Origin of the sequence: Caldithrix abyssi DSM 13497 (assembly GCF_001886815.1) — a bacterium.
Classification (GTDB): domain Bacteria; phylum Calditrichota; class Calditrichia; order Calditrichales; family Calditrichaceae; genus Caldithrix; species Caldithrix abyssi.
On record NZ_CP018099.1, the window covers coordinates 3,138,795 to 3,151,702 of the forward strand.

Sequence of the window (12,908 nt, forward strand, 5' to 3'; positions counted from 1 at the left end):
AAATCATGAAAAAGATTCTGTTCTACGCCTTTTTATTTTTCACTCTTGGGACGTCTAAAATCACTTACGCTCATCATCAAATTGCCTATCTGGCTCCTTTTGACCACTACATGGTGGCGTTCATCAGTTCCGGCCACCATCTTCCAATGGGCGAAAAATTCTCCGGTCTGAAAAGATATTCAGAAGTCATCGTGATTGATCCTTCAGGGAAGAGGATTCCAATACAGGCGGCAACGAATATGGGAGCGTTCGGTTTTTCTGTGCTTCCTTCTGATCAAAAAGGCCTGTACATTCTCGGAATCAGCGCCGAGCATTACGGTGTTAAAACCACGGAAGGTTATTTTATCGGCACCAAAAAAGAGGCGCTAAAAGCCGGAAGAAAGGTCATCGAAGCCAAACACACCTTCCGTTTCAGTAAGAGTTATCGCTGGAACGGCCAGGGCGCCGCGCCGAATCTGAGGGTGGGACACGCCATAGAAATCGTTCCTGACAAAATGCCGCAAGTTTTAAAGAAGGGCGATGAACTGCCGGTTACCCTCTATTTTAAGGGCAAACCTGCGGCCAATATGATCATTGGCGTTAATTCCATGACCGGCAGCAGCGAAATCGGACATCCCCACGAAACAGAGAAATTTTTAACAACCTACAAAACAGACGAAAATGGCAAAGCCGTATTAAAAATGAGCGACTCGGGATGGCTGATTTTCATGGCGGAAAAATTAATCAAAAATCCAGAACCTGATGTGGACAAGCTGTATTATTCCACCACGCTCACTCTCTGGGTTGAATAAAAAGTTTCAATAAAAGAGGATTTAAACTAAATTATTCGGCATGATTAACGGTCGAGTGTAGAACAAACAAAGGAAAGCGCATGAGAATCAACCTAATTTTATTGTTTGCCCTAACATGCTGCTGGCAAAGCGTCGGTTTTGCGCATGGCGTTACGTACCATGTGGTAAGAGATAGCGCGGTTATCGTTAAGCTTGAGTACAAAAGCGGCGAACCAATCAGCTACGCCAAAATTAAGATATTCGCGCCCGACAACGACGAAGTGGAATACCAGAACGGTCGCACCGATAGAAATGGCTGTTTTGCCTTTGTTCCAGATCAAGAAGGCGTCTGGGCAATAAAAGTGGACGACGGCACGGGGCATGGAATTAATAAAAAGATTACCATTAACCGGGGCGCAACCATAGAAAGCCATTCCCATCACGAGTCAGACAGGAATAATTACATCGGGGCGTTTGGCGTGTTAATGGCTGTTACGGGGCTGCTATTTTACTGGAAGTCCAGGAGGAACTAATCCGCCATGCATATATCCGACGGGGTTTTGAACGGAACGGTTTGTATGGGCGGATATGCCATCACCGCTCTGATTACAGCCTATTCTTTGAAAAAAATGTCCACAGAGGATATTCCAAAAATTTCGGTTGTTACATCGGCCTTTTTCATCGCCTCGCTTATTCATATTAAGATCGGGCCGACCAGCGTACATCTGGTTCTCAACGGGCTGGTCGGCATTTTGCTGGGAATGGCGGCGTTTCCTTCCATATTAATCGGCCTGCTGCTCCAGGCATTCATTTTTGGCCATGGAGGGATTACGACTCTTGGGGTAAACGCGGTTATTATGGGCGTACCCGCCCTGATTGCTCATGCGCTTTTCAGATTAAGAAAATTGAACACGGCAAAAACTTTTGTGTTGTTCCTGGCCTTTTTAAGCGGCGGGATTGCCATTTTTATCTCTTCCTTACTCCTGGCGCTTTTTCTGGTGTTTTCAGAAAAAGAATTTGTAACGGTGGCAAAAATAGCCGTGGTTTCCAATATTCCTGTCATGTTAATTGAAGCGACCATCTGTTTGTTGGTGGTAAAATTTCTTTTACAGGTCAAACCCCGACTGCTGGAGTAATATGCATATTGAACTGGACAAATTTGCTTATTTGGATTCACCCGTTCATCAGTGGGACACGCGTTTTAAAATTGTTACGCTTACGGGGCTGATCGCCGGATTTTCTTTCATCCATAAGATCGTTTTACTACCGTTTACCCTGATCATTTCTTTGCTGATTATTTACTCCTCCCGTTTACCGTTGCGCTATCTGATGAAGCGATTGAAATACATTATTCTTTTACTACTCTTCACGGCAATTTTGCTAAGCGTTACCTCCGGCGGAAAAATTTTGTTTTCTTTTAAAATACTCAAAGTTTATCAGGAAGGCGTAACACTCGGTTTCGTGATCTTTATACGATCAATAGCGAGCATTCTGGTTTTTTTCGTGCTACTGGAGACCGCGCCGTTTCTGCAAACCATGAAGGCGCTGCAGGCCTTAAAAATTCCAGCAAAGCTGACCGGACTTATTTTTTTCACTTATCGGTACATTTACGTTTATCTCGAAGAATTAAGGAAAATGAAAATGGCGTTGCGCCTTCGTGGGTATGGCGCCAACCGTCTTTTTCACAGTCTTAAAACCAATTCGGCCATTATCGGTAGTCTCCTTTTAAGAAGCCTGGAACAGGCGGATCGAATTTGCACAGCCATGATTTTGCGGGGATATTCGGGGAACGTTCCGCAGGACAGCCGTTTTTCCGCCCGGCCTTCTGATTATATTAAATCGCTGGCGACTCTGATAATTGTTTTGCTAATCGTCATCATTCAAAAGAGAATGCCATGAAAAAAGAAGTTATTCAGGTACAATCGCTTTGCTACTCGTACGAAGACAAAAAAGATGTGCTAAAAGATATATCGTTTACAGTAAATGAAGGAGAAAGCGTCGGAATTATCGGGCCCAACGGCGCGGGCAAAACCACGCTGTTTCTGCTTTTGTGCGGCATCCTGAAGCCGACAAAAGGGAGCATCCGAATCAAGGGGAAAGAAGTGGTTTACAGGGCATTTAACCCGGCAGTGGGCTATGTTTTTCAAAATCCCGACGATCAACTCTTTTCGCCTACCGTTTGGGATGACGTTGCTTTTGGCCCGATCAATATGGCCTTACCCCGGGAAGAGATCAATAAAAGGGTTGAAAGAGCGCTGGATATTTGCAACTGCAAACAACTGGCGGATCGACCTTCGCACCACCTTTCGGGGGGAGAAAAAAGAATGGTGGCTATTGCCAGCGTCCTTTCCATGGAGCCGGAGATAATGATCTATGACGAGCCAACGGCCAGTATGGATATGCGTTCCAGAAGGAACATCATTAAGCTGGTTACATCGAATAAAAAAACGAATTTAATCGCTTCTCACGACATGGAATTTATCCTGGAGACCTGTCAGCGCGTGATTCTCATCGACTCCGGAAAATTAATCAGAGACGGGCACGCGGCAGAGATCATGAGCAATTCAGAGTTGATGGAAACATGCGGCCTGGAGGTTCCCCATTCGTTAAAAAATTCCGGCTAACCCGAACATCGCCCGTTACTATAGAACGCGCTTTACTAAATTTATCCCGACCACAAAACGGTGACTTTACGCTTTATTTTTCCATAGTATGTTTGGCTTCTCCTTTAATTTGCGGGCCATTGCTACAGAGTTTGATGTCCGTTCTACAATTTCCCGTAATATTAAAATATCCCCACTGCCATTCCACCTTCGAATGAAATAACAGCGGGGAGTACGATTTTACTTTTTTAAAGACTGTTCGAGACAGCGCAATGTAAAAAACTTCAAATATCCATGCGCCTGAAGCTTAATCCAGCACCTGCCTCACCACGTCAATTACCGTGCCATCCACCCATTTAATGGCCGCCACTACTTTATCGCCTAATTTCGGCTTCTGCGGCGCCCCGCCGCAAACCTTTTCGGCCTCGGCTTTCAATTCTTCAATGCTTTTAATAGGCAGGCGAGAGCCGGAAAGTTTATCGAGCAAATCCTTTCGGCGTGGATTAATGGCGATTCCCCTTTCAGTCACAATCACGTCAATCAGTTCGCCGGGGCCCGTAACCGTTGTTACGCTATCCACAATAACCGGGATGCGATCGCGGAACAGCGGGATGGGCAGGATGACGGTTTTGCTGAACAGACAGTTCTGCCATCCGCCGATGCCGTGCAGCAAGCGACCGTCGCTGTGCGTTACCACATTGGCGTTAAAGTTGACGTCCACCTCCGTCGCTCCCAGCACCACCACATCCACCATAGAAGCAAAATTGCCCTTGCCGTGAAAATTATAACTGGTAAAAGGGTTGGTGTTCTGGTGGTTGGGATTTTCGCGCATGGAGCGCACGCCTTCCAGGTCAAAGGTCTGTCCGTCCAGGATGTAATCGGTTAAGCCCTCTTCTAACATTTCGACCAGATATTTGTTGGAACCGCCGCGCACAAAGCGCGCTTTAATGCCGTGTTTTTTCATCAAATCTCTCACAAAAACAGCAAAAGCCAGCGAGGTGCCCCCTGCACCGGCTTGAAAGGAAAAGCCGTCCTTCATGATGCCCGTTTCCAGAATAAACTGCGCGGCCATTTCCGCAATTTTTAGACGGTCGGGACTTTTGGTGAGCACCGTTGTTCCGGAAACAATCTTGGAAGGATCGCCAATGGATTCCACTTCCACCACGTAATCTACGTAATTGCCGTGGATTTGCCATGGAATAACCGGAAAGGGTTCCAGATTGTCCGTTACGATGATCACTTTATCGGCGTACATGGCGTCTGCTTCGGCAAAGCCAAGCAGCCCACAGGCGGCCTTTCCCCGCACCGCGTTGGCGTTGCCAAAGGGATCGGCCGTCGGCGCCGCAATTACGGCGATGTCGATGTGCACCTCGCCATCCTGAATGGCCTGCCAGCGTCCGCCGTGGGAACGCAAAATGGCCGTGCCCTTCATTTTACCATACGAACAATAATCGCCCAGCGGGCCGTTCATGCTGCCTTCGATGTGATGGATTACGCCGCTTTCTAAATGTTTGATCTGGTTGGCGTGAATGGGAAACGAGGCGCTGGGAAACCATCGTAAATTTTTGACGCCCAGTTCGGCGGCGGCGTCAAACACCATATTAGCCACAAAGTCGCCGTTTCTTAAATGGTGATGGGTAGAAATGGTCATTCCGTCTTTTAAGCCGGCCTTTTTCAACGCCTCTTTAATGCTGGCCACACGTTTGTCGCCATCCGGCGGGTAGTCGATGCAGGTGGCAATGGGCGGAGCCGCCTTTCTGCCGGTGGGACGATGTTTATTTACGCCTTTAAAGGGCACATGTTGTTCGCCATTGATAATTTCCGGCACCAGCCGTCCAATGGCATTTTTGACCAATTTATCGTTACTCATGGCTTTCCCTCCAATTTTCGTCCAGAAGATTACTTTTTACGGCCAGCTCGATGGTTCGCACCGCTCGTTTAACCACAGGCGGATCAATCATCTTACTGCCGAGGGAAACCACTCCCAAACCTTTTTTCTCTGCTTCTTCAAAGGCCAGAACAATGCGCTTTGCATTTTCGATTTCTTCTTCTGTGGGCGCAAAGGCTTCGTGAATGGGCTGAATTTGACGGGGATGAATACATCCTTTGCCGTCAAAGCCCAGGCTTTTGGCTTCCAGCACGCTGGCTTTTAAACCTTCCATATCCTGAACATCGGAAAACACCGTATCGATGGGCTGGATGCCGGCGGCGCGGGCGGCGTTAACAATGACCGAACGGGCAAAAAAGCTCTCTCTGCCCTCGTTGGTTCTTTGCGCGCCGATATCCGCCGTGTAGTCTTCCAGGCCGATGGCCAGGGCCACATTTCTTTTAGAAGCTGCGGCAATGGGATAAGCATTCATCACGCCCAGGGCGCTTTCGATAATGGGCATAAAAAACACTTCCCGTTTTTCTTCAAGCCCGCTCAAAACTTCATCCACCTTGTCTTCGATTTGCTGTATTTGTTCGGGTCTTTCGATTTTAGGCAGCAGCAGCACATCCACCTTATGGGGCAGCACCTCTTCCAGATCTTTTAGCCCCAGCGGAAGCTGGTTAATGCGCACCATTCGCTCGCATCCTTTAAACTCCAGCGCGCGCAGAGCGTTGCGCACCAGAATGCGCGCATCGTCTTTTCTGGAAGGGGCCACGGAATCTTCCAGGTCTAAAATTAGACCATCCGGTTGATGGATGGCGGCATTGAGCATCAACTTGGGTTGATCGCCCGGCAGGTATAAACGAGAGCGGCGAAATCGATCCCGCACCGGTTGGCCAACCTCTTCCACATAATCCGGCAAATAACGCTTCCCGTTATCCAGGCCCGCTTTTCTGACGGCCGCTTCAATGCGCGCCATCAAAACAAAAGGCACCGCGCCGGAATCCTCAATCATAATGCGTGCGTTTTTAATGGCGAAAAACTCCATCATCTCGCGCACCAGCGCCCGGATGGAATCGCCGTACAATTTTTCAACCTTGCTGGTTAGTTCAATTTGTAGGCCGCCGGAAGATTGGGGAACCAATGCCACCCAACAATCCGAACGCACCTTTTCGCCTTTATTTCCTGCTTCAAAAACGGCTTGATCCATTTCTAACTCCTTCGCTGTTCGTTAAGCTTTGTTCAGCAAACCACCGCGTTTATAAATGGCCATTTGCACGTCTGAGAATGGATTAATGTGCGCCTTTTTACCATTGCTCAAATTTTCGATTTCTCCGGTTTCAAAATTGATGCGCACCTTATCGCGCTGTTTTAAATCCAGTTGTTTAATGATCTGCGGATCATAAGTCAAAACAGGCATGGCGGCATTAATGGCGTTACGCTCATAAATAGCGCCGAACGATTCCGCCAGAATGGCCTGAACGCCCAGGGCTTTAAAACAATCCACTGCCTGCTGTCGCGAGCTGCCGGCGCCAAAATTTTTACCGGTGAAGATAATATCGCCCTTTTCGGCTTTTTGAGCAAAATCTTCCCAGCCCTGCAGATTATCAAAGGTGTACTGGCCCATCTCTTCGATTTGCGTAATGGTCAGATAGCGGTTGTGAAAGATCATGTCCGTATCGATGTTGTCTTTTTCGATAATCCAGACCTTGCCTTCCACAACAGTTGGCGCTTCTCTTTTCTGGATTTGCGGTTTGCCTTTGGCCTGATATGAAAAAACCGTTGCCTGCAACTCATCAAAAGTGACCGGTCGCTCAGGCAATTGATCCGGCGTGGTTATGTAACCGGAAATGGCCGAAGCCGTAACCACGGCTGGAGAAGCAAGATACACTTCGCCTTTCCCCTGTTTGCCGGCAAAATTTCGGTTACCAGTACTGATGGTAATTTCTCCGGGACCGTTCTGCCCGATTTGTCCGGCCGCGCAGCCGGCGCAACCTGCATTGCCCACCAGGGCGCCCGCCTCTTTAAAAATTTTCAGCAGGCTTTCTTCCATCATTTGCTGCCATACTTCGTCGGTGGATGGTACGATTTTAAGCACCACGCCGGGCGCTACCTTTCTGCCTTTAAGAATGGAGGCCGCGATTCTTAAATCCTCTATCCGGCCGTTTGTACAACTGCCAATAAAAGCCGAATCAATTTTCACTTTGCCGATTTTGGTGATATCCACCGAGTCATCGGGATGGCCGGGACGTGAAACCATGGGCACAAAAGTTGACAGATCAAGCTCAAAAACCTGGTCATATTGCGCGTCCGGATCGGCCGTAATCTTTTCGATTTTTTTACCGGAACGTTTTTCACAATAGGCCATCACCTCGTCATTGGGCTCAAACAGCAAAATAATGGCGCCCATTTCCGTGGCCATGGATGCAATGGTAATGCGCTCATCCAGGGTCAATCTTTCCACTTCTTCGCCCTGCACTTCTACGGCCAGGCCCAACAATCCGTTGGCGCCAAAGTGATGCAGCAGATTAAGCACTATATCTTTGGCGGTAATGCCCTTAGGCCGTTCGCCTTTTAAAATTAGCTTTGCGCTGGGCGGCACTTTAAACCAGGCTTTACCGGTCGCCCAAACGGCGGCAATATCCTGATCGCCCATTCCCTGACCAAAAGCGCACACCGCGCCCACAATGTTGGCATGGGAATCGGTGGAAACCAGCGTGGCGCCGGGAATGGCCAGGCCTTCTTCAATGGCCGTGTGCGTACCGATTCCAACATTGATATCAAATACTTTAATGCCTTTTTCACGGGCAAACTGCCGACAAAAATGCTGATTGGCGGCATACTTTTGATCGGAACCGGTAGGGTTGGTATCGAAGGTAAAAAAGGTTTTGGACGGATCGTCGATTTCCAATCCGTTTTCCACAAGATTTTTAACGACATTCGGACCGCCAAAATCGCGCGCGATCCGAACGTCAATTTCCACATCAACAATATCGCCGGGTTTCACCGTTTTTTTGCCGGCATGCCGCGCTAATATTTTCTCGATAATGGTCATAAAGCCTCCATTGGTTTATTCAATCAACAAGCCCTTTTGCAGCATAACCAGCGGGTTAAACGTGGCAAAATCTGCCTGATGAATTAAAACCGTTTCGATTCGCTGCGGACGTCCATCGCCTTCTTTGGCGTGGTTGGCAATCATATTAATGATTTCATTGTTCAGGCCTACTTTGGCGGCGACAATGGCTCCGGAAATGGGATGACGGGCGCATTTGCCAAAGTGACTTTTGCGGTACTCGCCATCAACATACTCAAACTCCAGAAGTTTTCCCACATCGTGCAGCAAGCCGCCGGCATACAGCCAATCCATGTTTATTTCCAGCGGCATGGTGCGGTAGTGTTCCATCATGGCCTGCGCCAGCCCGGCGGCGCCCATGGTAACCGCAATCGTGTGCTCAATTAAATTCAAGCCTTTGGTGTCGGTTAACAAGGTAAAAGGAATTTGCTCGATCTGTTCTTCCTTCCAGCCCCCTTCTTCGGCGGCCATTACCCAGCAGGCGATGGTCTTTTCTTTCAATTCTTCGTCTTTAATTTTATCTAACACCGGTTTAAAAACTTTTTCGAAATAAGCTTTCATCATTCCCCCGTCTTTTTATTCAAACATGTTTTTATGTAAAAACGGAGAGGCGGGGCCTCTCCGTTCAAATTATTTTAATTTTTCAATGATGGCGTCGGTCATCTGATAGGTGGTGGCGGCGCCTTTCTCAATGACATCCTGACTGCCGCGCATTTTTAGCATGTCGTACGTACGCACCTTTCCTTCGGCAATCACATCGGCCACGGCCTGGCGAATTTTATTGGCTTTGTCATTTTCGCCGATATGATCCAGCATCATGCAGGCCGTTAAAATCATGGCAATAGGATTGACAATCGGCGGATCGAATGTTTCGTATTTGGGCGCCGAGCCGTGCGTAGGCTCAAAAATGGCGACCTCTTTGCCAATGTTGGCGCTGCAGGCAAATCCCAGGCCGCCCACCAATCCGGCAAAACCGTCTGATACGATATCGCCGAACATATTGCCGGCCACGATGACGCCGTAATCTTCCGGATTCTTGGTCAGCCACATCATCTGCGCGTCGATGTTGGTGTTCCACAGCTGAATGTGCGGATATTCGGCGGCCACTTCTTTGCCAATGGCCAGCATCATTCCGGAAGTTTCGCGAATCACATTGGGTTTTTCACAAACCGTAACCGATTTGTATCCGAATTTATCTGCATATTCAAAAGCGGCGCGCACAATCCGTTCGGTATATTTTTTGGTGAAAATACGCGTGCTGATGGCCAGCTCCTCTTTGGGCGACCAGGCAAATTTTTTCATTTTGGGATGCGTCATCAGCGCATTGTACACCTCATCCGGCGGATTAGTCCATTCAACGCCAACATACAACCCTTCGGTATTCTGACGAAAGATAACCACATCCACTTCCGGTTCTTCAATGGTGTCGCCCGGCCCGCGACGAATGAAATTGAGGGGATTGCCTTTAAAAGTTTTGCAGGGACGCATACAAATATCCAGATCAAAATGCTGACGCAGCCCCACGATCGGACTGTAATACACATAACCTTTATCCTGCAGTTCGGGCGCCAGCTCTTTGGCGGCTTCCGCTTTTGGTTTGGAGGTTATGGCTCCAAAAAGGGCCAGTTTATGTTTTTCAAGCAGGTCAATGGTGCGCTGCGGCAAAGGATTGCCTTCTTTACACCAGAATTCCCAGCCAATATCGGCATGAACATAATCAGCCTCAAAACCGGCGGCTTCCAGTACGCGTATGGCTTCCGGCAAAACCGTTTTGCCAATTCCATCGCCCGGCATGGTTACAATAGTGCGTTTGCTCATCGCATCTCCTTCCGTTTTTCCTAATTGATCAAGTTAGTTTTTCAAATATGGTAAAGGCTTCGTCGCCAAATTTTTCCTGCATCTTTATGGTGTAGATATCATGGATGATGTAATCTTTAGTCAGTAGAACCATTCCGCGATTCAGTGTGTAAGCGGCGGTAGTCAGGCCTTCGTCTTTAAAATTAATGATCATCATGCTCGCGCTATCCACCACAACGGCCAGACGGCGGGCTCTCCGTTCCTGACGAATCTCGTGCTCCCGACCGTGGTGAAAGGTGCGTTTTAATCGATAGGTCGAATTGCCAAACAGCACCAAAAATATTTTTACGCCCTCGCGTTCTTTTTCTTCAAGAGACTCATGCAGCACAGCCAACTCTTCTGCCCAGATGGAAATATATATTTCCGATTCCGCGCTGGAAATCAGTTCGCGCAATTTTCTGAAAATGTTTTCATCGCCGGAAATATTCCAGATGTAATGCTGATCGTAGCCGTCTTTTTCGTAAATTTCAGCCAGTTTTTCCTGCAAAAACTCTATACTGTGCAAATAGTCCGCTTTGAGTTTTTTTAAAATTTCATCCGGTGGGAAAGGAATGTAGCGCTTTGGGTCGCTGCCCAGAGCCATAATCACTTCACGATCCTGAAGCTTATTAAGAACTTCATAAATCTTTGATGCGGGGATGCCCGACAACCTGGCTATTTCGTAGCCGGTAGAATTAGCCTGCTTGAGCAAAGCAATGTACGCTTTGGCTTCGTAAACGGTAAAGCCCAGTAATTTTAGATGCTTCAACAAATCCATAATAACCACCTTTGTAGTTAATAGGAAATTAAAGAAAAATAGCAACTCTGTCAATAGAGCGAAAAATTTAATTTGCACTTTCTTACGCAGTAAAAAATCTATTCAATAAACGGAGAAAATTTATTGCATTAAGACCAAAATATGAGAAGAAAAATGGGACAGGCCGGTAGAGTGGTTGATTGGTTGAATGGTTAATTAGTTGAATGGTTGAATAGTTAGTCTGTCATTTCAAAAATGTTTCTGCAAATGTGGTGAATTCCTAACACCGTTTACGTAGGGGCGAAGGATTTCCAAGAACAATTCAACTCTGGTAAGCATTAATCTTTAGTCATATAAAAAAAGCGCTCTGGATAAAGTGGGGATGGAAATCCTTCGCCCTTACAAGTACGGTCATTCCTAATCTTTTGTCTGGGGGTAATGGTACAAGAGGGCGAGGGCAATTGAAACTATTTCCAATTTTAAACATTCCCTGCGCCCTTTGTCACTGCTCTGTGCTTTCTGTGGTTGCTTAAATTCCTGCGGATGTTTTTGTTTGCTGCTATGCTGTACTAGAATTAAAAATTAAAAATTACGAATTACGAATAGTAGGGTGCCGGTTTTGTTTAGCTTTTGTCTTAAATGTTATATAATTTTCTGCGATTAATGGCGTAATCTGCAAGAGCGCGCGTTGCGGTTGATTTTGCTTGCGGCTTTGCCGCCTTTGATTATGATATCCTTTGTTCTGAAATTAAAGAGCCGTCTGAAGCTGCACGGTAAACAGGTCGCCAATATTATGGTTTAAATCGTCTTTGCGAATTTCATAATTTAGAATGATTCGATTTTGTTTGTTGAAATAATAGCCGCCCACAAACGTATAGCGCGTCTTCGTACTATTAGCTGTATTTTGATCGTCTTCATATTGATCATAACGCAGTCCGACCTCTATGTTTTGCGTAAAGCGATACGTTCCCGAAACATAAAAGCCTGCTGGTTCTTTTTTAAAATCGCTGTTTACTGCATCGTAAAAGGCCGTAATATATTCAGCCTGTGCCGTTATCTTCTTTGCTGAAAATTTTAAGAGAATTCCATAAGCAGATTCCTCGCTCTCCGTTCCGTCACTCAGGCTTTTTCCCCGATAAAAAGAACCGGCAAGGGTCAAATGCGTTTCGGGCAGACGCGCTCCGATAAAGGCAGCGTAATCTTTCGAACTATTCACATCACGCGCATTAACGCCTGTGCCGTTGAAAACCATAAATTTGTAAATGGCGGAAAAATTATCTGCAAGCGCGTACTCTCCGGCAGCCTCAACGCCAATATCCCGAAAATATCCGCCGGTCATTCCCAGTTTTTTAACAATACCAGCCGTTACGTAAGATGGATTTAAAAATTTCCAATAAATCCGGCCGGGATAGGCCTCATACCCAAAGGGATACTTGAACTGTCCCATACGAAATTTAAGAAAGGAACTAACGGTGTACGAAACCCAGGCTTGCATCAACAACGGTTTTTTATCCGCGGGTCCGACCAGCTCAACCATCGCATGATAGCCCATTTTGTCGGTTGTTTGTCCTTTAAAAAGTAATCGCGCGTGCTTTACGCCAAAGCTGGAGTTCGGTTCAATGTCTTCTGTGGTATCATATTCATAGTTACTCATTATCCAAACGCCAATTTTCGGTAAGGTTTGATTTTGACTTCCCCCCTGCGCCAGGGCAAAACTATTTATAAACATCGAAGCGATAAGCATAATAAACAATCTGTTGGACATTTTTAACCTCCTTATTCATATTACCGTTAGAGTTCTGCAAAATGCACATACATGTCATTTCGAATTCCGATTTATCGGGATGAGAAATCTTCTAACTTCAACAAAAACAAAAGATTTCTCGTCGCTCCGCTCCTCGAAATGACACTAAAATTTACATTTTGCAGAACTCTAATATTACCGTAGCAAAACAGGAATTATTACACACCATGCGAAACTTGAACGTTCTTTCATAAC

12 protein-coding genes are annotated in these 12,908 nt (G+C 46.7%); 5 read left to right on the forward strand and 7 right to left on the reverse strand.

Annotated features, from left to right (window positions below):
- Positions 1-5: 5 nt before the first annotated feature.
- From Cabys_RS12250 to Cabys_RS12270, 5 genes are all read left to right on the forward strand, one after another.
- On the forward strand, positions 6-791 hold the full coding sequence (locus Cabys_RS12250) for a DUF4198 domain-containing protein (protein ID WP_006930846.1): 786 nt from the start codon (positions 6-8) through the stop codon (positions 789-791).
- Between the two features lie 80 nt (positions 792-871).
- Positions 872-1,303 (forward strand): hypothetical protein, encoded by a 432-nt coding sequence (locus tag Cabys_RS12255; RefSeq protein WP_006930847.1) that lies wholly within the window; start codon positions 872-874, stop codon positions 1,301-1,303.
- Between the two features lie 6 nt (positions 1,304-1,309).
- Positions 1,310-1,906, forward strand: a complete 597-nt coding sequence (gene cbiM / locus Cabys_RS12260; RefSeq protein ID WP_006930848.1) for a cobalt transporter CbiM — start codon at positions 1,310-1,312, stop codon at positions 1,904-1,906.
- A 1-nt stretch (position 1,907) separates the two neighbouring features.
- Positions 1,908-2,669 (forward strand): cobalt ECF transporter T component CbiQ, encoded by a 762-nt coding sequence (gene cbiQ, locus Cabys_RS12265; RefSeq protein WP_006930849.1) that lies wholly within the window; start codon positions 1,908-1,910, stop codon positions 2,667-2,669.
- Complete coding sequence (locus tag Cabys_RS12270) at positions 2,666-3,394, forward strand: energy-coupling factor ABC transporter ATP-binding protein (protein ID WP_006930850.1); 729 nt, start codon at positions 2,666-2,668, stop codon at positions 3,392-3,394. The genes cbiQ and Cabys_RS12270 overlap by 4 nt, the downstream gene beginning before the upstream one ends.
- A gap of 286 nt (positions 3,395-3,680) precedes the next feature.
- On the opposite strand, the gene citF is transcribed toward Cabys_RS12270, so the two are convergent.
- The 7 genes from citF to Cabys_RS12305 form a co-directional block, all read right to left on the reverse strand.
- The gene (gene citF, locus Cabys_RS12275) at positions 3,681-5,243 is read right to left on the reverse strand and encodes a citrate lyase subunit alpha (protein WP_006930851.1); all 1,563 of its coding nucleotides are present in this window, start codon (positions 5,241-5,243) and stop codon (positions 3,681-3,683) included.
- The gene (locus Cabys_RS12280) at positions 5,236-6,453 is read right to left on the reverse strand and encodes an aldolase/citrate lyase family protein (RefSeq protein ID WP_006930852.1); all 1,218 of its coding nucleotides are present in this window, start codon (positions 6,451-6,453) and stop codon (positions 5,236-5,238) included. The genes citF and Cabys_RS12280 overlap by 8 nt, the downstream gene beginning before the upstream one ends.
- Before the next feature lie 21 nt (positions 6,454-6,474).
- Positions 6,475-8,298 (reverse strand): aconitase/3-isopropylmalate dehydratase large subunit family protein, encoded by a 1,824-nt coding sequence (locus Cabys_RS12285; RefSeq protein WP_006930853.1) that lies wholly within the window; start codon positions 8,296-8,298, stop codon positions 6,475-6,477.
- A gap of 15 nt (positions 8,299-8,313) precedes the next feature.
- Positions 8,314-8,880 (reverse strand): HD domain-containing protein, encoded by a 567-nt coding sequence (locus Cabys_RS12290; RefSeq protein ID WP_081475131.1) that lies wholly within the window; start codon positions 8,878-8,880, stop codon positions 8,314-8,316.
- Between the two features lie 66 nt (positions 8,881-8,946).
- Positions 8,947-10,134, reverse strand: a complete 1,188-nt coding sequence (locus tag Cabys_RS12295) for an isocitrate/isopropylmalate dehydrogenase family protein (RefSeq protein ID WP_006930855.1) — start codon at positions 10,132-10,134, stop codon at positions 8,947-8,949.
- Positions 10,135-10,162: 28 nt separating this feature from the next.
- Positions 10,163-10,930 (reverse strand): TrmB family transcriptional regulator, encoded by a 768-nt coding sequence (locus tag Cabys_RS12300; RefSeq protein WP_006930856.1) that lies wholly within the window; start codon positions 10,928-10,930, stop codon positions 10,163-10,165.
- 727 nt (positions 10,931-11,657) lie between these two features.
- The gene (locus Cabys_RS12305; RefSeq protein ID WP_006930857.1) at positions 11,658-12,674 is read right to left on the reverse strand and encodes a porin; all 1,017 of its coding nucleotides are present in this window, start codon (positions 12,672-12,674) and stop codon (positions 11,658-11,660) included.
- Between the last annotated feature and the right edge of the window lie 234 nt (positions 12,675-12,908).